Here is a 22131-nt window from a genome sequence, read left to right on the forward strand (position 1 = left end):
GGAGCACCCCGGTCATGCCCGTGCTCCACACCCTGAGGCGCGCCGGCGCCGTGCTCCTGCTCGCCGCTGCGGCCGCGTTGTACGCGGCTCCGGCGCCCCCCGCGGCCGCCGACGAGCCGGGCTGGACCGCCGAGCCCGCGGCGGGAACGGCCGCCGCCGTCCGCCCGTACTTCTACCTCGCGGGCGCCCCCGGCACCGTGCTGGAGGACCGCCTCGCCCTGGTCAACAGCACCGACCGGGAGCGCACCCTCGCGCTGCGCGGGGCCGACGCCTACAACACCGCCGACGGCGCCCTCGCGGTCCGCCCGGCCACCGCCGCCGCCCCCGCCACCTCCGGGGCCGGCTCCTGGATCAGCTTCGGGACCGCCACCACCGTGACGGTCCCGCCCCGCACCCGCGCCGTGGTCCCCTTCACGCTCACCGTGCCGCCCGCGTCCCCGCCCGGCGACCACCCCGCCGCCGTGGTCGCCACCGAGGCGGGCCGCGAGGTCGCCGTACGGGTCCACCTGCGGGTCGGCGGTCCCACCCTGGCCGCCCTCACGGTCGAGGACGTCGCCGTACGCGGCCGGGGCCGGTCCGCCGTCGTCGCCTACACCCTCGTCAACCGGGGGAACGTGGCCCTCGCCCCCGAACTCCGCATCCGGGCCGACGCCCTCTTCGGTGACGCGCCCGCCCCGCCCCGCGCCCGCACCCTGCCGCTGGAACTGCTGCCCGGGCAGCGGGTGGAGCTCACCGAGCCCTGGCCCGGCGCCCCGGCCCTCGACCGGGTCCGCGTCACCGTCACCGTGACCGCCCCCGGCGGCGCCGTCGGGAAGGCCGGTGGTTCGCGCTGGCTGGTCCCCGTCGGCCTTCCCGGCCGGACCGGCGCCGGTCTGCTCGTCCTCGGCGCGACCACCGCTGCCGCGCTGTACCTCGTACGCGGCCGGCGTTCCGAACCGGGCCCGGCGCCGGAGGGGCCGCCCGAGGCCGGACCGACGACCCCTGCACCGCACCACGAACTGACGGGAGCCGCCAGGTGAGAAGAGTCGGAGCCCTGCTGGCCGCGGGGCTGGCGGTGTGCGCCCTCGCCCTGTTCCCCGCGGGTCCGGCCACAGCGGCCGAGGGCAGGCCGGCCGTGGCGCTGTCGCTCCAGGAGGCCGCCAAGGGCACCGGGATCACCGTCACCGGTACGGGCTGGCCGGCCAGGACGCTGGTGATGCTGCTGGTCTGCGGGCAGAACATGATCGGCGGCACCAACAGCTGCGCCAACGCCGACGGCGCCGCCGTCTCGGTCGCCGCCGACGGGAGCTTCACCGCGCAGCTGCCCGTGGTGGCGCCGCCCAAGCCCTGCCCCTGCATCGTCAACGTCACCTCCGTCAACGGCGACCGGTCCACCGTCGCGACCCCGCTGAAGATCACCGACCACCCGGTCGCCGAGCTGCCCGCCGAATCCGGCACGGCCCGCCTCGCGATGCTCACCGGAGTCCGGCTGGAGGGCGAGGACGGAGTACTGACCTGGTTCGGCGCCCCGCCCGCCCGGAAGTTCAAGGTCACCGTCGGCAACCTCGGCCCGGTCCCGGTCAAGGACCCGGTCTTCCAGCTCGGCACCGCGCACGGGGTGTTCGCCCCGCTGTGGGAGGAGGCCCGCTGGAAGGGCACCATCGCGCCCGGGGGCAAGGCGGAGATCGCGCTCGACGTCGCCCTCGCCGCGGGCGCCCACGGCGACTACACGATCTCCCTCAAGTACGGCGAGACCGTCGTGGCCACGCAGCCCTGGGGCGTGGACCGCCCGTACGGGGTGCTGCTCTTCTGGGGCCTGCTCCTGCTGGTGATCCCGGCCGCGGTCTTCCGTATCGGCATGGCCGTCGTCGACCGGGTCCGGCCGCGCGCCGCGCCCGCCGCCGGCCGCCACCGGGGCGTACGGCTCCCCGACGCGGCCGCCGCCGTGACGGCCCGGCTGCCGCGGATCCCGGCCCTGCGGCCACCGGGGCCGGCCCCGCGCTCCGACCGCGCGGAGCGGTCCCCCCAGACCACCACGGCGAACCTGCCGTGGTTCACCCCGGACAGCGCGCCGGGCACAGCACCACAGGCGTCCGCACCGTCTGAGAACCGTTCGACGACGAAGGGACATTCGTGAAAACCCAACGGAGGGTGAGCGCGGTCGTGATCGCGCTGCTGCTCGGCGGCGCCGGTATCGCCATCGGAACGACCCCCGCCCAGGCCGCGGAGACCAAGTTCAACGTCAAGTGCGTTCCCCCGGCCGGGGGCGGCAGCCCGGTGGAGGGCGAGACCACCGCCAAGGTCACCGCGCCGGCCTCGGCGAAGGTCGGCGACGAGGTCGACGTGTCCTGGGAGACGGTGAAGCCGGCCTCGAACAACACGGACCTGATGGACATCCCGCAGGACGCGGTCCAGCCCACCGGCTGGATCACCGTGGGCGGCGGTGGCGGTGAGCTGAAGGTCGTCGGGGAGAAGAAGAACCCGCCGATCCCGAAGAAGGCGCCCATGCAGATGTCCGTGATGAAGGGCAAGCTGAAGCTCACCAAGGCCGGGAAGATCACGCTGACCCCCGGCAAGTACGACGTGGCGGTCACCTTCTCCTTCGGCACGTTCGTCACCAAGTGCGCGCCGACCGGCGCCGTGGGCATCGGGGCCACCATCGACGTGTCGGCCGGCTCCAGCGGTGGTACGACGACGGGTGGCACGACGACCGGTGGCACGACCACGACCGGCGGTACGACCACGGGCGGCTCCACCACCGGCGGTACCACCACGGGCGGATCGACCTCGGGCGGCTCCACCGGCGGCGGAGGCGGCCAGACCGACTTCCCGGGCAAGGCGGTCGAGGTGGCCTTCGACTGCGGGCCGGTCGTCCCGGGCGGCATCAAGACCCCGGTCACGGTCAACGCCAAGAAGAACGGCGGCAGCTACGACCTGACGGTCAAGACCGCCAAGGGCGCGATGGCGGCGCCCATGGCCCTGCCCGCGGGAGCCCTCAAGCCCTCGATGGACGTGAAGCTCGGCGGGGCGGACAGCGGCACGGTCAAGGTCTCCGGCCCGGCCAACGCCGAGCCGATCCCGGACAAGGCCCCGGTCAGCCTCAGCGACATGACCGGCACCTACAAGCCGGGGAAGTCCGGCAAGGTGACGCTGAGCCCGGACCAGCTGACGATCGACGTCACGATGGCCCCCGGCTCCACGCCGATCAACGTCCCCTGCAAGGCGACGAGCAGCGGCGTCTCGCTGGAACTGGACACCGCCGCCCAGCCGGGCGGCTCCGGTTCCTCGACGGCCTCCGGCAGCACCACCTCGGGCGGCGGCCTCGCCGAGACCGGCGCGGAGGACGAAGGCGGCATCAAGGCCCTCGCCCTGGTCGCCGGCACGGTGATCCTGCTCGGCGGCGCGGTGTTCACGTTCACCCCGTGGCGCCGCCTGCGCGGCACCCGCTGACACGCGAACGGCCCGGCACACCTTCCGGTGTGCCGGGCCGTTCGTCGTCGGGCGGGGGTGCGTCAGTGCACGTTGCCCATCAGGGCCTGGACCCTCTTGCGGTACATGTAGACCGCGAGACCCGCGAGCGCCGCGGCGGCGGCCTGCAGGCCGATGATGATCGTGCCGTTCAGGTCCACGCCGGCCAGCGCGAGCAGACCGGTGGTGCAGTCACCGGCGGTGACCGCGAGGAACCAGACACCCATCATCTGGGAGGCGTACTTCTGCGGAGCCATCTTGGTGGTGACCGAGAGGCCGACCGGGGACAGGCACAGCTCGGCGATCGTCTGGATCATGTATATCGAGACCAGCCACATCGGCGACACCTTGGTGCCGTCGCCCGCCATGCTCATCGGGATGATGAAGATGAAGAAGGACGCGCCGACCAGGACGAGGCCCATCGCGAACTTCACGATGGTGTTCGGCTCCTGGTTCTTGCGGGCCAGCCACAGCCACAGCCACGCGAAGACCGGGGCCAGCGCCATGACGAACAGCGGGTTCAGCGCCTGGTACAGGACGGTGGACGGGGTCCAGCCGAAGATCGAGCCGGTGCTGTTGTCGGCGAACAGGGAGAGCGTCGAGCCACCCTGGTCGTAGATCATCCAGAACGCGGCGGCGGCGACGAAGAACCAGATGTACGCGGACATCTTGGACTGCTCGGGACCCGACAGGGCCTTGTCCCGCTTGATGCGCACCAGCACGGTGACCGGGATGACCAGACCGGCGATGGTGATCGGGTACAGCGCCCAGTTGATGGTGAACATGCCCATCGCGACGACGGTGCCGTAGAAGGCGCCGATGATCGCCACGACGGCGGCGACCTTGACGACGAGGCTGTTGCGCTCGGTGACCGAGAGCGGGTTCGGGACGACGCTGCTGGTCGGGCTCAGCGTGCGGCCGAAGACCAGGAACACGACCAGGCCGATGGCCATGCCGATGGCGGCGAGCAGGAAGCCGAGGTGCCAGCTGAAGGTCTCGCCGATGATGCCGATCACCCACGGCGCACCGAAGGCACCCAGGTTGATGCCGATGTAGAACAGCGTGAAGCCGCCGTCACGGCGCGGGTCGTCCGGGCCGGCGTACAGGTGGCCGACCATCGTGGAGATGTTGGCCTTCAGCAGACCGGAACCGACGGCGACCAGCATCAGACCCGCGAAGAACGAGATCTGCCCCGGCAGCGCCAGCGCCACGTGACCGGCCATGATCACGAAGCTGGCGATGGTGACGGTCTTGCGGGCGCCCCAGACGCGGTCGCCGAACCAGCCACCGGGCATGGCCATCAGGTAGACCATGGCCACGTACACGGAGTAGATCGCCGTGGCGACACCCATCTTGAAGCCCAGGCCACCGCCCTGGCTCCCGGTCGCGGCGTCCGCACCGCCGGAGACCAGGTACAGGACGAGAAGCGCACGCATGCCGTAGTAGGAGAAGCGCTCCCACATCTCGGTCATGAACAGCGTGGCCAGGCCGATCGGGTGGCCGAGGAAGGTCTTCTCGTGAGCGGGGCTCGGAGAAGCCGTCGTCAGGCTGGAAGCCATGGTCGATCCTTGCTTGCTCGGGACGCTTGGCTTCGTGAGCTCATCCGCGCCCGGTGGGGGGTGGCCGGCACCGGCGACGGATCTCCCACCCCACGCCTCGGGGTCTCGCCCCCCAAGGGGTTGGAGGCGAAAGAACATCCGTAACCGGGATCCACGCCCGCTCTCGCACCATCGCGGAGGGGCCCGGCCCACAGGTCATTCACTGTCATCAAGCCCGGACAGGCGAATCCGACAGGACCGTCCTGTCCGATCAGGACAGAAATAGAGACCCTTGGCTCGGTTTTCGGCACAAAGGTCCCTGAGGTAGTGCATCAGGCGTCTCGCCACCATACGACACGACACGGTGGCATTTAAAAGGACTTGAGAGATGGATCACAAGGCGCGTCGGGAACCGTTCGACCATATTCGAAGGCGCTCAGTCGTTCATAAGCCCAGATCGAGAGGGGTCTGCAGGCGGGCCCCTGGATCCAGCCGCCGCGGACTACCATCACCCACATGACGCGTGTACTGCTCGCCGAGGACGACGCATCCATCTCGGAACCCCTGGCCCGCGCTCTGCGCCGGGAGGGGTACGAGGTCGAGGTCCGGGAGGACGGCCCCACCGCTCTGGACGCGGGACTGCAGGGCGGCGTCGACCTCGTCGTCCTCGACCTGGGCCTGCCGGGCATGGACGGCCTGGAGGTCGCCCGCCGACTGCGCGCCGAGGGCCACGGCTTCCCGATCCTGGTCCTCACCGCCCGCGCGGACGAGGTCGACACGGTCGTCGGCCTGGACGCGGGCGCCGACGACTACGTGACCAAGCCCTTCCGCCTGGCAGAGCTGCTCGCCCGGGTCCGGGCCCTGCTCCGGCGCGGCGCCACCGAGGCCCTCCAGCCCCCCGCCACCCACGGCGTGCGGATCGACGTCGAGTCGCACCGCGCCTGGATGGGGGAGGAGGAGCTCCAGCTCACGGCCAAGGAGTTCGACCTGCTGCGGGTCCTGGTCCGCGACGCGGGCCGGGTCGTCACCCGCGACCAGCTCATGCGCGAGGTCTGGGACACCACCTGGTGGTCCTCCACCAAGACCCTCGACATGCACATCTCCTGGCTGCGCAAGAAGCTCGGGGACGACGCCGCCAACCCCCGCTACATCGCCACCGTGCGGGGCGTCGGTTTCCGCTTCGAGAAGAGCTGACCGCCTCCCGCGGCCACTCCTGGGGCATGCTCTAGGGCATGCGCCGCCGCCTGATCAACTCCACGCTCGCCGTGGTGCTCGTCGTGATCGCCGTCTTCGGGGTCTCCCTCGTCATCGTGGAGACCAGGACCATCACCAGCAGCGCCCAGGACCGCATCGAGTCCGAGGCGCTGCGGCTCGTGGGCATCGTCGAGGCGAGCGTCCTGGAGAAGAAGCCGATCGACCCCGTGGCCCTCGGCGAGCAACTGGACGCCGGCCACTACGCGCGGATCACCGTCCCCGGCCAGCAGGCCGTGCAGGTGGGCGCCCCGATCCCGGACAGCGTCATCCGCGGCGTCGCCCGCGGGGAGCAGGGCGAGGTCGTGGTCGTCGAGGAGTCCCGCTCCATCGTGACCCGCGAGGTCGGCCGGACCCTGGCCGTGGTCGGCGCGGTGGCCCTGCTTGCCGTCGTGGCGGCCGTGCTGCTCGCCGTACGCCAGGCCAACCGGCTCGCCTCCCCGCTCACCGACCTGGCCGAGACGGCCGAGCAGCTCGGATCGGGCGACCCGCGGCCCCGGCACAAGCGGTACGGGGTTCCCGAGCTGGACCGGGTCGCGGACGTACTGGACTCCAGCGCCGAGCGGATCGGCCGGATGCTGACGGCCGAGCGGCGCCTGGCCGCGGACGCCTCCCACCAGCTGCGCACCCCGCTCACCGCGCTCTCCATGCGGCTGGAGGAGATCACGGTCACCGACGACCTGGAGACCGTACGGGAGGAGGCGACCATCGCCCTGACCCAGGTGGAGCGGCTCACGGACGTGGTGCAGCGGTTGCTCACGAACTCGCGGGACCCGCGGACCGGCTCGGCGGTCCCCTTCGACCTGGACGAGGTCGTCAAGCAGCAGGTGGAGGAGTGGCGGCCGGCCTACCGCAGCGCGGGCCGGGCCATCGTCCGCTCCGGGAAACAGGGCGTGCGGGCCGTCGGCACCCCGGGCGCGGTCTCGCAGGTGCTGGCCACCCTCGTGGAGAACGCCCTGATGCACGGTGGCGGCACGGTCGCGCTGCGCACCCGGGTGATCGGCAACCAGGCGGTGCTGGAGGTCACCGACGAGGGGCCGGGCGTTCCGCCGGACCTCGGGAACCGGATCTTCGAGCGGGCCATCAGTGGCCGCAACTCCACCGGGATCGGCCTCGCGGTGGCCCGGGACCTCGCGGAGGCGGACGGCGGACGGCTGGAGCTGCTCCAGACGCAGCCGCCGGTGTTCGCGCTGTTCCTCAGCCGGACGGCGCCGGAACCGGCCGAACCGCAGGCCACGGTGCGCTGAGGGGCGCAGAGCAGGGAGCCGGGAGGCCGGGGGAGACCGGGGGCCCGGAGACCGGGGAGCTAGTTGTTCGCGGGGGCCGGCTCGGGCACCGGCTCCGGCCGGCGCTCCGGCTTCGGCAGCGGCGCGGGATCCGGCATCGGCTCGGTGGGCTCGACCGGCACGGGCAGGGCCCTGAAGACCCAGGTCCGGTACGACCAGAAGCGGAACACGGTGGCGGTCCCGATGCCGATGAACTTGAACACGTTGCTCGCGACCGGGCCGTCCCAGCCGAAGCCGTAGGTGGCGGCGTAGAGCACACCGCTCTCGATGACCAGGCCGATCCCGCTGAACACGGCGAACAGGACGAGCTCGCGGGTGCGGCCGCTCTGGGCGCGGTCGCGGTAGGCGAAGTAGCGGAAGCCGATGTAGTTCGTGGCGATGGCGACGACGGTGGCTATCACGCTCGCGCGCACCACCTGGAGGTCGGTCGTGTTGCGGATCAGGTTGAAGACACCCAGGTTGACCAGGACGCCCAGACCGCCGACCGCCCCGAACTTGGCGACCTCTCGCACGAGGCCACGTACACGTTCGAGGACAGATCCGCCCGGCGTGCTCATCAGTAGGTCAGTCCTGTCGGTCACCGCCCGCTTACGGGGCGTCCGGTGTTCTCCGTCAACCCAACCACTCTAAGTCTCCCCCCAGTGCTCCGTCTGTGCCTTCCGGCACCCTGCGACGCACGGCACACGCACGGCACACGCACGGCACACGCACGGCACTCGCACGGATCGGGCCGGGGCCGCGTCCCGGGCGGGTCCCGGTGGCCGAATACCGGCGGATACCCTGGAGGAGTGACGTTCCCGGTAGTCGGCATGGTCGGCGGCGGTCAGCTCGCCCGCATGACCCACGAGGCGGGTATCCCCCTCGGCATCAGATTCAAGCTCCTCAGTGACAGCCCGCAGGACTCTGCGGCCCAGGTCGTGAGCGATGTCGTCATCGGCGACTATCGCGACCTGGAGACGTTGCGTGCCTTCGCGCGCGGCTGTGACGTGATCACCTTCGACCACGAGCATGTACCCATGGAGCACCTGCGGGCCCTGGAAGCGGACGGCATCCCCGTCCGCCCGGGGCCCGACGCTTTGGTACACGCCCAGGACAAGGGGGTGATGCGCGCCAAGCTCGACGAGATCGGCGCGCCCAGCCCCCGGCACCGGATCGTGAGCGATCCGGACGACGTGACCGCCTTCGCGGACGAGGTGGGCGGGTTCCCCGTCATCCTCAAGACCGTGCGGGGCGGGTACGACGGCAAGGGGGTGTGGTTCGTCCGCACCCCCGAGGACGCGGCAGCCCCCTTCAAGGCGGGCGTCCCCGTCCTTGCGGAGGAGAAGGTCGAGTACGTCCGCGAACTCGCGGCCAACATCGTCCGCTCCCCGCACGGACAGGCGGTCGCCTATCCCGTCGTGGAGTCCGTCCAGGTGGACGGGGTCTGCGACACGGTGATCGCCCCGGCCCCGAACCTCTCGGAGGCCCTCGCGGGCGAGGCCCAGGCCCTCGCCCTGCGCATCGCCAAGGAACTCGACGTGACCGGCCACCTGGCCGTGGAGCTGTTCGAGACCACCGACGGCCGGATCCTGGTCAACGAGCTGGCGATGCGCCCGCACAACAGCGGCCACTGGACCCAGGACGGCGCCGTCACCTCCCAGTTCGCCAACCACGTACGGGCGGTCCTGGACCTCCCGCTCGGCGACCCGCGCCCCCGCGCCCGGTGGACGGTCATGGCGAACGTGCTGGGCGGGGACTACCCCGACATGTACGCGGCGTACCTGCACTGCATGGCCCACGACCCCCAGCTGAAGATCCACATGTACGGCAAGGACGTGAAACACGGCCGCAAGGTCGGCCACGTCAACACCTACGGCGACGATCTGGACGATGTGCTGGAACGCGCACGCCACGCAGCCGGCTACCTCAGGGGAACGATCACCGCATGAGCACCACCTCCGCAGGCCCCGTCATCGGCATCGTCATGGGCTCCGACTCGGACTGGCCCGTCATGGAGGCGGCCGCCCAGGCCCTGGACGAGTTCGAGATCCCCTACGAGGTCGACGTCGTCTCCGCCCACCGGATGCCGCGCGAGATGATCACGTACGGGGAGCGGGCCGCCGACCGCGGGCTGAAGGCGATCATCGCGGGCGCGGGCGGTGCCGCCCACCTGCCCGGCATGCTCGCCTCGGTCACCCCGCTGCCGGTCATCGGCGTCCCGGTGCCGCTGAAGTACCTCGACGGCATGGACTCGCTGATGTCGATCGTCCAGATGCCCGCGGGGGTTCCCGTCGCCACCGTCTCGGTCGCCGGGGCGCGCAACGCGGGACTGCTGGCCGTACGGATGCTGGCCGCGCACGACACGGAGCTGCTGGCCCGGATGCGCGACTTCCAGCAGGAGCTGAACGACCAGGCCACCGAGAAGGGCAAGCGGCTGCGGACGAAGGTCGCGAACGCGGAGTCCTTCGGATTCGGCAAGTGAGCGCGGCGCAGCGTCTGGACGAGGCGCGCGAGCTGCTGGCCGAGCACCCCGTCGTGGACGGCCACAACGACCTGCCCTGGGCGCTGCGTCAGCAGGTGCGCTACGACCTGGCGCAACGCGACATCGCGGGCGACCAGTCCGCCCACCTGCACACCGACATCCCCCGGCTGCGCGCCGGCGGGGTCGGCGCGCAGTTCTGGTCCGTCTACGTACGCTCCGACTACGCCGGTGACGAGGCGGTCAGCGCCACCCTGGAGCAGATCGACGTCGTCGCCCAGCTGATCGACCGTTATCCCGGCGACCTGGTGCGGGCACTGACGGCGGACGACATGGAGGCGGCCCGCGCCGACGGCCGGATCGCCTCGCTGATGGGCGCCGAGGGCGGCCACTCCATCAACAACTCGCTCGCCACCCTGCGCGCCCTGCACCGGTTGGGCGTGCGGTACATGACGCTCACGCACAACGACACGATCGACTGGGCGGACTCGGCGACCGACGAGCCCCGGCACGGCGGTCTGACCGACTTCGGCCGCGAGGTCGTCCGCGAGATGAACCGCGTGGGCATGCTGGTGGACCTCTCGCACGTCGCCGCGACGACGATGCGCGACGCGATCGCGGTCTCGGCCGCGCCGGTGGTCTTCTCGCACTCCTCGGCCCGGGCGGTCTGCGACCACCCGCGCAACATCCCCGACGACGTGCTGGCGACGCTGCCGGGCAACGGCGGCGTGGCGATGGCCACCTTCGTACCGAAGTTCATCCTCCCGGCGGCGGTCGAGTGGACCCTGGCCGCAGACGAGAACCTGCGGGCGCACGGTTTCCACCACCTGGACACCACCCCCGAGGCGATGGCCCTGCACCGGGCCTTCGAGGCGGAGCGCCCGCGACCGGTGGCCACGGCCGCGACGGTCGCCGACCACCTGGACCACATGCGCGAGGTGGCCGGGATCGACCACATCGGCATCGGCGGCGATTACGACGGCACGGCCTTCACCCCGTCCGGCCTGGACGACGTGGCGGGCTACCCCAACCTGGTCGCCGAGCTGCTCACGCGCGGCTGGTCCCGGGCCGACCTGGCGAAGCTGACCTGGTCGAACGCGGTACGGGTGCTGCGCGACGCGGAGTCGGTGGCCCGTGACCTGTCGTCGTCCCGGGGCCCGTCGAACGCGGTGATCCGGTAGCGGAGGCGGTGCCCGGCGGATGCGGTAACAGGGTGTGACCTGCGGGTTCACTCGAACGCTGCGTCCGCCGGGCGGCCCTGCCGTCCCGCGTGTCACGGTGGCACCACCTCTCCCTGCTGCCGCCGAGACCGGAGCGAACGCCATGGCCGACCTGCAGGATGAACCCCACTCCGTGGGCATCGGAGCCGAAGACCTCCCCGCACCCGCAGCAGCGGTGGCGGCGGGCGCCCTCGACCGGGCCGTCGCGCTGCTGGCCGTCCATCCCGTGGCCGACGGGTGCAACACCCTGGTCCGGACCCTGCACCAGCGCCCGTACCACGACATCGAGACCTCGGACACGGGTGTGGACACCGACATCCCGCGGTTGCGCGCCGGGGGAGTGGGGGCCCAGTTCTGGTCCCTGCTCGTGCCGTCGGCGCGGGCGCCCGAGAACGCCACCGGTGACCAGGTGCTCTCCGACACGCTGGACCAGATCGACACGGCGCTGACCCTGATGCGCCGCTATCCCGACAGTCTGTGCCTGGCGCTCAGCGCCGACGACATGGCGGACGCCCGCAACCGCGGCCGGATCGCCTCGTTCCTGGGCCCGGTGCCCGGCCGCACGCTGACCGACTCCCTGGGTGCGCTGCGCGCCTTCCATGCGCTGGGCGTACGGAGCCTCGCGCCGGCGGGAGCGGCCTGGGCCCGGGAGGAGCTGACGGCCTTCGGCCACGAGGTGGTCCGCGAGGCGAACCGGCTGGCGATCCTGCTGGACCTCACGGACTGCCCGCCGGCGGTGGCCTGCCGGCTCGCGGGGGCCTCCAAGGCGCCGGTGATCATTTCGAACACGGCGGCGGCCTCGCTGAACCCGCATCCGGGGAACGTGACCGACGAGGTCCTGGCCGCGCTGCGGGAGGCGAACGGCCTCGCGATGGTCACCTTCGACAGCGCGCGCACGGGGGACTCCCTGCACGCGGTGGCGGACCACTTCGACCACGTACGGGCGATCGCGGGCCCGCACGGCGTCGGACTCGGCGCCGCCTTCGGCACCGGACCGGACCACCCCCGCCCGACGGGCCTGACCGACCCCGAGGGCTACCCGCGGCTGATCGCGGAGCTGCTGGAGCGCGGCTGGCCGGAGTCCGAGGTGGCCATGCTGACCTGGGGCAACGTCCAGCGCGTGGTCCGCGACGCGGAATTCACCGCCCGCGCCGCCGGGCACCGCCGCTAGTGCTGTGACCGGAAAGGTCCACCGGGTCGCGACGCCCGGCACGGCACCTCGCCGCGTTGTCGGACCACGGAAGTACGTCCAGTACGGCCCGCGGCCCTCCGCCTTGCGATGCTTCCCCCAGGCCCTGCGGGCCTGGGGATACCCCATGCACCGGACGCCGCGACCCGGCAAACCTTTCCGGTCACAGCACTAGGTCAGCCCCGCCGGCCACTCCCAGCCCCGCCTGCGTTCGAGGCGCGGGGTCCGGGGCAGCGCCCCGCCAACGGCGCCGCACCGGCAGCCCGGATCCGCACCCCACCCCGGCCCGAGGGCTAGGCCCGCGGGCGGCCCATCGCGCGGTAGGTCCAGCCCGCGGCACGCCACCGCACCGGGTCCAGCGCGTTGCGGCCGTCCAGGACGAGGCGGTCGGTGACCACACCGGCGAGCTCCGCCGGGTCGAGGTCGCGGAACTCGCGCCACTCGGTGAGGTGGAGGACGACCTCCGCACCCCGGGCCGCCGCCAGCGCGGAGTCCGCGTAGCCGAGGGTCGGGAAGACGCGCCGGGCGTTGTCCATGCCCTTGGGGTCGTAGACGGTGACCTGGCCGCCCTGGAGGTGGATCTGCCCGGCCACGTTCAGCGCGGGGGAGTCGCGGACGTCGTCCGAGTCCGGCTTGAAGGTGGCACCGAGCACGGCGACCCGCTTGCCGAGGAACGAACCGCCCACGGCCTCCCGGGCCAGCTCGACCATGTGCCCGCGGCGCCGCATGTTGATGGAGTCGACCTCGCGCAGGAAGGTCAGTGCCTGGTCGGCGCCCAGCTCACCGGCGCGCGCCATGAAGGCCCGGATGTCCTTCGGCAGGCAGCCGCCGCCGAAGCCGATCCCGGCGCGCAGGAACTTCGCGCCGATCCGGTCGTCGTAGCCGATGGCCTCGGCCAGCTTGACCACGTCGCCGCCGGCGGCCTCGCACACCTCCGCCATCGCGTTGATGAAGGAGATCTTGGTGGCGAGGAAGGAGTTGGCGGCGGTCTTGACCAGCTCGGCCGTCGGGAAGTCGGTGACGACCAGCGGGGTCCCCTCGGACATCGGCGTCTCGTACACCTCCCGCAGCAGCTTCTCGCCGCGCTCGCCCTGGACGCCGACCACGATCCGGTCGGGGTGCAGGGTGTCCTGCACGGCGAAGCCCTCCCGCAGGAACTCCGGGTTCCAGGCCAGCTCCACGTCCGCGCCCGCCGGGGCCAGCTCGGTGAGCTTCGCCGCCAGCCGCTCCGCCGATCCCACCGGGACCGTGGACTTGCCGACGACCAGCACCGGCCGGGTCAGGTGCGGGGCCAGGGAGGCCATCGCGGAGTCGACGTAGGACATGTCGCACGCGTACTCGCCGTGCTTCTGCGGGGTGTTCACGCAGACGAAGTGGACGTCGCCGAATTCCCCGACCTCCTCCCAGGAGGTGGTGAACCGCAGCCGTCCCGTCGAGCCGGGCAGTCCGGCCACGTGCTGGGCCAGCAGTTCCTCCAGCCCGGGCTCGTACATCGGGACCCGGCCGGAGGCGAGCATCTCGATCTTCTCCGGCACCACGTCCAGCCCGAGCACCTCGAAGCCCAGCTCCGCCATCGCCGCGGCGTGGGTGGCGCCGAGGTAGCCGGTGCCGATCACAGTGATCCTGAGGGGGGCCATGGGTGCTCCAGAGGTGCGGGGCCGTTTGCGGCCACTGAGCATAGTCGGGCCCACCAGCGGGGACGTTCCCCAGGAGGGCACCGCTGTCACGCAACTCACGTGGGCCGTCCATATCGCCATCCGTGACGGGCCCACTAGGATCGGGTTACTTAACGGTAGTTAGCATCACGCATCACCCTGGGGAGTGAGAGATCTTGGCGGGTTCTGCCGACTTCGACCTGTACCGCCCGGCCGAGGAGCACGACATGCTCCGCGAGTCGGTCCGCTCGCTCGCCGAGGCGAAGATCCTGCCGTTCGCCGCCGCGGTCGACGAGGAATCCCGCTTCCCGCAGGAGGCCCTGGACGCCCTGGTCGCCAGCGACCTGCACGCCGTCCACGTGCCCGAGACCTACGGCGGCGCGGGCGCCGACGCCCTCGCCACCGTGATCGTGATCGAGGAGGTGGCCCGTGTCTGCGCCTCTTCCTCCCTCATTCCCGCGGTGAACAAGCTCGGCTCGCTCCCGGTGATCCTCTCCGGTTCCGAGGAGCTCAAGGCCAAGTACCTGGGCCCGCTCGCCAAGGGCGACGCGATGTTCTCGTACGCGCTCTCCGAGCCGGACGCGGGCTCCGACGCCGCCGGCATGAAGACCCGCGCCGTGCGCGACGGGGACTTCTGGGTGCTCAACGGCGTCAAGCGCTGGATCACCAACGCGGGCGTCTCCGAGTACTACACGGTCATGGCCGTCACGGACCCCGAGAAGCGCTCCAAGGGCATCAGCGCCTTCGTCGTGGAGAAGTCGGACGAGGGCGTCTCCTTCGGCGCCCCGGAGAAGAAGCTCGGCATCAAGGGCTCCCCGACGCGCGAGGTCTACCTCGACAACGTCCGGATCCCGGCCGACCGCATGATCGGCGCCGAGGGCACCGGCTTCGCCACCGCGATGAAGACGCTGGACCACACCCGCATCACCATCGCGGCCCAGGCGCTCGGCATCGCCCAGGGCGCCCTGGACTACGCCAAGGGCTACGTCCAGGAGCGCAAGCAGTTCGGCAAGCCGATCGGCGACTTCCAGGGCGTGCAGTTCATGCTCGCCGACATGGCCATGAAGATCGAGGCCGCCCGCCAGCTCACGTACTCGGCCGCCGCCAAGTCCGAGCGCGTCTCCGCCGGAGGCGAGAAGGAGGACCTGACCTTCTTCGGTGCCGCGGCCAAGTGCTTCGCCTCCGACGTGGCCATGGAGGTCACCACGGACGCCGTCCAGCTCCTCGGCGGTTACGGCTACACCCGTGACTACCCGGTGGAGCGCATGATGCGCGACGCCAAGATCACCCAGATCTACGAGGGCACCAACCAGGTCCAGCGGATCGTCATGGCCCGCAACCTGCCGTAGCGGGTACCTGACCTGCAGCGACGCGGCGTCCCCCGGCACGGAGCCGGGGGACGTTCGCGCAGGGGGCGGCGGGCTAGGCTGTGCGGCTGTCAGCCGTAGGCGCGCAGGTGGGGCGGAAACAAGCATGTTCACGGAACGCCAGATATCGGCGATGCTCGGGCAGATCGCCCGCCAGGACGACGTCGAGATCGGCCCGGAGCAGACGGTCGGCCGGGTGGCCGCCCTGGCCCACGTCGCGGAGCAGTACGGCTATGCGTACGACCGGGCGCACCGGACCGGCCACAACGGCATGCTGATCCTGGTCCGGATGTACCGGGACCCGCACCCCGCGGCGCGTGCCCGCGAAGCGGCGACCATCGCCGCCCACCCGCAGGCCGGCAACGGCGGGACGGTGCCGGGAATGCGGCCGGGGACGGTCAAGCCGCTCCCCGAGGCGCAGGAGCCCGTGGCCCGGCTCAAGGACAGGATCATGCTCGACGTCATGGCCGAGGCCGCGAACAAGCGGCAGAAGCTGTTCGCCTGGGGGTCCTGCGGAGCCATGGTCCTCATGCTGCTCGTCCTCGGGATGCCGGTCGCCGCGCTGGTCGGCGGCGCGGCGCTCGCGGCGTTCCTGGGCGGCGGCCTCAAGCTGGGCGCGATCCGCCGGCAGCGGATCGCCCGCCGACTGACGGACGCCGGGTTCGTCCCGGTCTCGGACGACCACGGCCGGCAGCGCTTCCTGGAGCCGGGGCGGCAACTGCCGGGCCACGCCAATCCGTTCGCTTCCTGACCGGGCGGACAACGCGTCATTTCATGACATGTCGAGTGCGCCGAACCCGCGGGTGGGCGCACCGGTGGACACATCCGGCACCGGCCTTCGGGCGCCCCCGGATGGGCTAAATTTGGACCTTCGTACGCCGGAATCGGTTGGGGAGAACGCAATGACGGAAGCGATCCTGCTGGTCGGCGGACAGGGGACGCGGCTGCGTCCCGTGACGGTGAACACGCCGAAGCCGATGGTTCCCACGGCAGGCGTTCCCTTCCTCGCCCACCAGATAGCCAGGGCCGCCGCCGCCGGTGTCACGCACATCGTGATGGCCACCTGCTACCTCGCCGAGGTCTTCGAGCCCTACTTCGGCGACGGGTCCGACTTCGGCCTCAGCCTGGAGTACGTGGTCGAGGACGAGCCGCTGGGCACCGGCGGCGCCATCCGCAACGCCGGCCGGCGCCTGACCGGCGGCCCGGACTCCTCCGTCCTCGTCTTCAACGGCGACATCCTCACCGGTCTCGACATCGCCGGCCTGGTCGAATCCCACAAGGCGGCCGACGCCGACGTCTCCCTGCACCTGGTGCGGGTCGAGGACCCGCGCGCCTTCGGTCTGGTCCCCACCGACCCCGAGGGGCGGGTGCTGGCCTTCACCGAGAAGCCGCAGACCCCCGAGGAGATCATCACCGACCAGATCAATGCCGGCTGCTACGTCTTCCGCCGCAGCGTGATCGACTCCATCCCGGCCGGCCGCCCCGTCTCCGTCGAGCGCGAGACCTTCCCCGGCCTGCTCGCCGCGGGCGCCAAGCTGCACGGCGTCACCGAGAACACCTACTGGATGGACCTCGGCAAGCCCGAGTCGATCATCCAGGCCTCCGCCGACCTGGTACGCGGAGTGGTCTCCTCCCCGGCCGTCCCCGGACGCCGCGGCGAGTACCTGGTCCTGCCCGGCGCCGAGGTGGCGGCCGGTGCCAAGCTCTCCGGGGGCACCGTGGTGGGCGCCGGAGCCCGGATCGGGGCCGGAGCGGTCGTCCAGGGCTCGATCGTCCTCGACGACGCCGTGATCGGCCCCGACGCCCAGGTGAACGCCAGCCTCATCGGGGCCCGCGCCTCGGTCGGCGCGCGGACCGTGCTCGACGGCACGGTCGTCGGCGACGGCGCGGCCGTGGGAGCCGACAACGAACTGCGCGCCGGCGCCCGCGTCTGGTGCGAGGCACAGCTGCCCGCCGCCGCCATCCGCTTCTCCCCGGACGCCTGATCCCGGTCCGGGCAGGGAGCACGGCCGACCCGGCCGTGCTCCCTCACCGCCGTCAGTTGCCGCGGACGGTGACCTTCTCGTCGTTCTGGATCTGCTTCACCAGCTGCTGCACCTTCGCCTTGTCCCAGACGAGGTTGCCGCCGCGCTGACCGGAGATCGGCATGTTCATCGACACGCCGTCACCGCCGTTGACGCCCTTCATCGCGAAGAACATCTGGCCCATGTCGTACAGGCCCATGTCCTTGTCCACGATGAGCGTGTCCAGGCCCGCGCCCAGCATCGGGTAGAGCGAGAACGGGTTGAGGATCGTCGAGGGGGTCGCGGCCTGGCTGGCCAGCGCCGACAGGAACTTCTGCTGGTTCTTCGTGCGCTGGAGGTCGGACTCGGCGAAGGCGTACCGGGTCCGTACGAAGGCCAGTGACTGCTCGCCGTTGAGGGTCTGCTTGCCGGCCTTGAAGTCGGCGCCCGACTTCTCGTCCTTGAAGCCCTCCTCGATGTCGAGCTCCACACCGCCCAGCGCGTCCACGATGTTCGCGAAGCCGGCGAAGCCGATCTCCGCGTAGTGGTCGATGCGCAGGCCGGTGTTGTGCTCCACCGTCCGCACCAGCAGCTCGGGTCCGTCCTCCGCGTACGCCGCGTTGAGCTTGACCCGGCGTCCCTGCCCGGGGAACTTCTTGCCGGACTGCGAGCCGACGAAGGAGGGGATCTCCACGTCCGAGTCGCGGGGCAGCGAGATCATGGTGTTCCCGCTGGAGCACTTCGCCAGGATCATCATCGAGTCGGTCCGCTTGCCCTCGGCCGAGCCGGTGTGCAGCTTCTTCTTCTCCTCGGCGGACATGCCCTCGCGGCTGTCGGAGCCCACGATCAGGTACGTCGTGCAGTCGCCCTCCTTCGGGCGCTCGATGACCTTGGAGAGGTCCACCTCGCGGCGCACCTTGGAGTCGGCCCAGAAGTAGGTGGAGACGGACGTCACAAGGAGCGCCGAGACCAGCACGACCCCGCCGACCTTGATCCGCTTGCGCCAGTCCGGAGCGGGACCGGGCGCCCGCCCGGGGCGGCCGGGCCCGGACGGCCCGCCGGGGCCTCCCGGCCCGCCCGGAGCGCCGCCCGCGGGTGCCCCGTAGACCTGGCCGGTGTTGTAGCCGCTGTCGTAACCGCCGTACGTGTCGTGGCTCCCCGCCTGCTGCGGGGGTACGCCGTGCGCCGGCGGGCCCGCCGGTCCCTGCGGGCGCGGGGGCTGCCCGGGCCGCGGCGGTTGCTGCGGCTGCCGCTGGATGTGCCGCATCCGCTGCGCGCCCTCGGGCTGCGGCTGCGCGCTGCCGCGCCCGTACGCGTCGTCACGACCTTCTGGCCAGTCATTCATGCGCCCAAGAATGCCTGCCCGGGTGGGTCCTCCGACAGCCCGGTCCGCATTCCGTACCGGTGCTGTTGCGAAGCTGATGCCTCCATGACCCAACTAAGGTGTCCGTATGACACAGATACCGGGCGAGCTGCCCGGGAAGCCGACCGCAGCCTCCCGGACGACCCTCAGCCACATCATGACCGCCAACGACACCAACCTCCTCGGGACGGTGCACGGCGGCGTGATCATGAAGCTGGTGGACGACGCGGCGGGCGCCGTGGCCGGCCGCCACTCCGGCGGCCCGGCGGTCACCGCCTCCATGGACGAGATGGTCTTCCTCGCGCCCGTGCGCGTGGGCGACCTCGTCCATGTGAAGGCCCAGTGCAACTGGACCGGCCGCTCCTCCATGGAGATCGGCGTACGGGTCCTCGCGGAGCGGTGGAACGAGTCCACTCCCGCCACCCAGGTCGGCACGGCCTATCTCGTCTTCGCCGCGGTCGACGCCGACGGCAAGCCCCGCGAGGTCCCGCCGGTCCTCCCGGAGACGGAACAGGACGAGCGGCGCTACCAGGAGGCCCAGATCCGCCGCACCCACCGGCTCGCCCGCCGCCAGGCGATCAGGGCGCTGCGCGAGGAGCGGTCGGCCCAGGGCTTCGACGACTGACGCCCGCCCCCGGCCGGCCGGGCCCGCTCACTTCCCGCAGACCACCTGGTCGCCGGTGACCACCCCGAAAGTGCCCTGGTAGGGGTCCTCCGCGCGCACCGGCACCACCTTGCGGTAGTCCGCGCCCGCGATCACCACCACCGTCCGGCCCTGGCGCGCCACCGCACGCAGTTCGCTGCCCGGCAGCGCGGTCGCCACCGAGCGGGCGGAGCGGTCCCAGCGCGGGTCGTAGGTGATCACCGTGCGCTTGACCTCGCGGCTGGCGCCGTTGCCCGGGGCCCGGGTGGTGTCGAAGCCGGTGGCGCGCAGCGCGGCGTCGACCCGGCCGCCCAGCCCGTCGATCCGGGTGCCGTTCTCCACCTGGACGCGGACCTGGCGCGGGGGCACGTCCACCGGCACGGCCGCCGGCGGACCGCCGCCGGTCCGCCCGGGCCGGGCCGGGGCCAGCGGCCGGTCCTCGCGCAGCGCCTCGAACAGCTTGGCCGCCTTCGGCTCGTCCCACTTCACGGTGGATCCGATGCCCTTGACGGGGAAGGAGGGGCTCCCGATGGGCACCGAGGCGAACTCCGAGGAGGACGGCGTGAAGTCGCGCATCGCCTGCCCGAGGGCCAGCATCTGCTCCGAGCCGAAGTCCTTGTCGGCCCGGACCGAGCCGAGGAGGGTGGAGCTGACCTCCTTGAACTTCACCGGGTTCAGCAGCACCCCGCCCCCGGTCGCCTGCTTGATCAGGGCGGCGATGAAGCGCTGCTGGCGCTGCATCCGGCCGAGGTCGGAGGCCCCGTCGACATGGCGCGAGCGCACGTACTGCAGGGCCTGTCCGCCGCTGAGGCGGTGGCTGCCGGGCAGCAGGTCGAGGCCCGTGTTGCTGTCGCGCATGGTCTTGGCGGTGCAGATCTCCACGCCGCCCATCGCGTCGACCGTCTTCATGAAGCTGGTGAAGTCGACCTCCAGGTAGTGGTCGATCTTCACCCGGGTCATGTTCTCCACGGTCCGCACGGTCAGGTTGGGCCCGCCCTCCGCGTACGCCGCGTTCAGCCGCACGGGGTGGGGCTTGTGCGCCTTGCCGGTGACGAGGTCCCGGTGCGCGGGCACCTCGGCGTAGCTGTCGCGGGGCAGGCTGACCACACTGGCCCGCTCCTTGTCCGCCGACAGGTGCACCAGCATGATCGTGTCCGTGCAGTGGCAGGGCGCCCCGCCCAGGCGGTACTCGCGCTTCTCCTCCGGAGAGATCTTCTCCCGCCCGTCGGTGCCCACCAGAAGGAAGTTGAGGCCGTGTCCGGCCTGCGGGCGGTTCTTCATGTCCTTGAACGGGTCCACCCGCTCGATGCCGGTGTCCAGGCCGGTCATCACGGCATGCCCGACGGCCCCGGAGCCCAGTACCGCCACCGAGAGTCCGGCCGCGATCCGTACCCCCCACCGGGGTCGTCCGTCCCGGTGCCGGGCGGGACCGCCGCCTGTGCCGCGCCGGGCGCGCTGCGGCCGGGGCGGCCCGGCGGGACGGGCGGGACGGTGCGGCTGGGGCACGGTGGACACCTCCGCGGGGGCAGCAGGGACACCGGTCGGGACACCGGCGGGATTCAGCTGATGCGACAGACAGTAGGCCCATACGATCAGCCGCTGTCCTTACCGGTCGCTCGGCGCGCACCCGGTTCCCCCGTACGCGGTAACGTGACACCGATACCCGACCTTGAAGGACCACATGCCCGCCCAGCAGCCCGCAGTCTCGGTGATCATGCCGGTGCTCAATGAGGAGCACTACCTCCGCGATTCCGTCCGCCACATCCTCGAACAGGAGTATGCGGGCGAGATGGAGGTGGTGATCGCACTCGGGCCGTCCACGGACCGCACCGACGAGATCGCCGCCGAACTCGTCGCCGAGGATCCCCGAGTCCACACCGTCCCGAATCCCACCGGCCGCACCCCGGCGGCGCTCAACGCCGCCATCAAGGCCTCGCGCCACCCGATCGTGGTACGCGTCGACGGCCACGGCATGCTTTCGCCGAACTACATCGCCACCGCCGTCCGCCTCCTGGAGGAGACGGGTGCGCAGAACGTCGGCGGCATCATGCACGCCGAGGGCGAGAACGCCTGGGAGGAGGCCGTCGCCGCGGCGATGACCTCGAAGATCGGCGTCGGCAACGCCCCCTTCCACACCGGCGGCCAGGCCGGCCCGGCCGAGACCGTCTACCTCGGTGTCTTCCGCCGCGAGGCGCTGGAACAGCAGGGTGGTTACAACGAGGAGTTCATCCGCGCGCAGGACTGGGAGCTGAACTTCCGCATCCGCGAAGCCGGCGGCCTGATCTGGTTCTCGCCGGAGCTGATGGTCCAGTACCGCCCGCGGCGTTCCGTACGGGCCCTGGCCAAGCAGTACAAGGACTACGGGCGCTGGCGGCACGTGGTGGCCCGCTACCACTCGGGCTCCATCAATCTGCGCTACCTCGCCCCGCCGACCCTCGTCTGCGCGATCGCCGCGGGCGTGGTCGTGGGTGTCGCCGTGACCCCCCTCGGCTTCGCCGTCCCGGCCGGCTACTTCGCGGCGATCGCCGCGGGCTCCGTCCCGGCCGGCAAGGGGCTCGGGATCAAGGCCCGCGCGCAGATCCCCGTCGCCCTGGCGACCATGCACCTGAGCTGGGGCTTCGGCTTCCTGACCAGCCCGAAGGCGCTGGCGAACAAGGTGATCGCGAGCCGCCGCCCGGCCGTGCACCGGGACTCCTCGCAGGTCTGAGACA

The 22131-nt window shown here is 71.7% G+C and carries 19 protein-coding genes; 14 read left to right on the forward strand and 5 right to left on the reverse strand.

Translation table 11 applies throughout. The features are described 5' to 3' along the window. Positions 1-14: 14 nt before the first annotated feature. Genes OG373_RS23890 through OG373_RS23900 form a run of 3 tightly spaced genes read left to right on the forward strand, consistent with a single transcriptional unit; the run spans position 15 to position 3429 of the window. A complete protein-coding gene (locus OG373_RS23890) occupies positions 15-1019 on the forward strand; it encodes a hypothetical protein (protein WP_405440189.1) in 1005 nt (334 codons plus the stop codon). Then, positions 1016-2116: a hypothetical protein gene (locus tag OG373_RS23895; protein WP_405440190.1), complete on the forward strand. Its 1101-nt coding sequence runs from the start codon at positions 1016-1018 to the stop codon at positions 2114-2116. The genes OG373_RS23890 and OG373_RS23895 overlap by 4 nt, the downstream gene beginning before the upstream one ends. Positions 2117-2130: 14 nt before the next feature. After that, complete coding sequence (locus OG373_RS23900) at positions 2131-3429, forward strand: hypothetical protein (RefSeq protein ID WP_405440191.1); 1299 nt, start codon at positions 2131-2133, stop codon at positions 3427-3429. Between the two features lie 62 nt (positions 3430-3491). On the opposite strand, the gene OG373_RS23905 is transcribed toward OG373_RS23900, so the two are convergent. Further along, on the reverse strand, positions 3492-5006 hold the full coding sequence (locus OG373_RS23905; RefSeq protein ID WP_405440193.1) for a peptide MFS transporter: 1515 nt from the start codon (positions 5004-5006) through the stop codon (positions 3492-3494). 495 nt (positions 5007-5501) lie between these two features. On the opposite strand from OG373_RS23905, the gene OG373_RS23910 reads away from it, so the two are divergent. After that, positions 5502-6179 carry a response regulator transcription factor gene (locus OG373_RS23910; protein ID WP_030724697.1) on the forward strand — a complete coding sequence of 226 codons (678 nt, stop codon included), beginning with the start codon at positions 5502-5504 and terminating at the stop codon, positions 6177-6179. Between the two features lie 38 nt (positions 6180-6217). After that, on the forward strand, positions 6218-7483 hold the full coding sequence (locus OG373_RS23915; RefSeq protein WP_405440194.1) for an ATP-binding protein: 1266 nt from the start codon (positions 6218-6220) through the stop codon (positions 7481-7483). Positions 7484-7542: 59 nt separating this feature from the next. Here OG373_RS23915 and OG373_RS23920 read toward each other — a convergent pair whose 3' ends face one another. Further along, on the reverse strand, positions 7543-8079 hold the full coding sequence (locus tag OG373_RS23920) for a GtrA family protein (protein WP_405440195.1): 537 nt from the start codon (positions 8077-8079) through the stop codon (positions 7543-7545). 231 nt (positions 8080-8310) lie between these two features. On the opposite strand from OG373_RS23920, the gene OG373_RS23925 reads away from it, so the two are divergent. The 4 genes from OG373_RS23925 to OG373_RS23940 all read left to right on the forward strand — a co-directional run bounded on the left by OG373_RS23925 (position 8311) and on the right by OG373_RS23940 (position 12371). Then, on the forward strand, positions 8311-9450 hold the full coding sequence (locus tag OG373_RS23925; RefSeq protein WP_189971105.1) for a 5-(carboxyamino)imidazole ribonucleotide synthase: 1140 nt from the start codon (positions 8311-8313) through the stop codon (positions 9448-9450). Continuing rightward, complete coding sequence (purE, locus tag OG373_RS23930; RefSeq protein ID WP_030387011.1) at positions 9447-9983, forward strand: 5-(carboxyamino)imidazole ribonucleotide mutase; 537 nt, start codon at positions 9447-9449, stop codon at positions 9981-9983. Before OG373_RS23925 ends, purE begins: the two co-directional genes overlap by 4 nt. Then, positions 9980-11161 carry a dipeptidase gene (locus OG373_RS23935; RefSeq protein WP_397730480.1) on the forward strand — a complete coding sequence of 394 codons (1182 nt, stop codon included), beginning with the start codon at positions 9980-9982 and terminating at the stop codon, positions 11159-11161. The genes purE and OG373_RS23935 overlap by 4 nt, the downstream gene beginning before the upstream one ends. Positions 11162-11303: 142 nt before the next feature. After that, on the forward strand, positions 11304-12371 hold the full coding sequence (locus tag OG373_RS23940) for a membrane dipeptidase (protein ID WP_405440197.1): 1068 nt from the start codon (positions 11304-11306) through the stop codon (positions 12369-12371). A gap of 311 nt (positions 12372-12682) precedes the next feature. On the opposite strand, the gene OG373_RS23945 is transcribed toward OG373_RS23940, so the two are convergent. Then, complete coding sequence (locus tag OG373_RS23945) at positions 12683-14026, reverse strand: UDP-glucose dehydrogenase family protein (protein WP_405440198.1); 1344 nt, start codon at positions 14024-14026, stop codon at positions 12683-12685. Between the two features lie 194 nt (positions 14027-14220). Here OG373_RS23945 and OG373_RS23950 point away from each other — a divergent pair, with 194 nt between their 5' ends. From OG373_RS23950 to OG373_RS23960, 3 genes are all read left to right on the forward strand, one after another. Then, complete coding sequence (locus OG373_RS23950; protein ID WP_397730474.1) at positions 14221-15393, forward strand: acyl-CoA dehydrogenase family protein; 1173 nt, start codon at positions 14221-14223, stop codon at positions 15391-15393. 124 nt (positions 15394-15517) lie between these two features. After that, on the forward strand, positions 15518-16162 hold the full coding sequence (locus OG373_RS23955; RefSeq protein ID WP_405440199.1) for a hypothetical protein: 645 nt from the start codon (positions 15518-15520) through the stop codon (positions 16160-16162). Positions 16163-16313: 151 nt separating this feature from the next. Then, complete coding sequence (locus OG373_RS23960; RefSeq protein ID WP_405440201.1) at positions 16314-17396, forward strand: sugar phosphate nucleotidyltransferase; 1083 nt, start codon at positions 16314-16316, stop codon at positions 17394-17396. Positions 17397-17448: 52 nt separating this feature from the next. Here the strand turns inward: OG373_RS23960 and OG373_RS23965 are convergent, their stop codons facing one another. Continuing rightward, entirely contained in the window at positions 17449-18759 is a 1311-nt protein-coding gene (locus OG373_RS23965) for an LCP family protein (RefSeq protein WP_397730469.1), read from the reverse strand. A 106-nt stretch (positions 18760-18865) separates the two neighbouring features. On the opposite strand from OG373_RS23965, the gene OG373_RS23970 reads away from it, so the two are divergent. Continuing rightward, entirely contained in the window at positions 18866-19402 is a 537-nt protein-coding gene (locus OG373_RS23970) for an acyl-CoA thioesterase (protein ID WP_397730467.1), read from the forward strand. 27 nt (positions 19403-19429) lie between these two features. Here the strand turns inward: OG373_RS23970 and OG373_RS23975 are convergent, their stop codons facing one another. Beyond that, entirely contained in the window at positions 19430-20926 is a 1497-nt protein-coding gene (locus tag OG373_RS23975; protein WP_397730465.1) for an LCP family protein, read from the reverse strand. 175 nt (positions 20927-21101) lie between these two features. On the opposite strand from OG373_RS23975, the gene OG373_RS23980 reads away from it, so the two are divergent. Further along, positions 21102-22127, forward strand: coding sequence for a glycosyltransferase family 2 protein (locus OG373_RS23980; RefSeq protein WP_405440205.1), 1026 nt, complete (start codon positions 21102-21104; stop codon positions 22125-22127). Positions 22128-22131 lie beyond the last annotated feature (4 nt).

Origin of the sequence: Streptomyces avidinii (genome assembly GCF_045161815.1) — a bacterium.
Lineage (GTDB): Bacteria > Actinomycetota > Actinomycetes > Streptomycetales > Streptomycetaceae > Streptomyces > Streptomyces avidinii.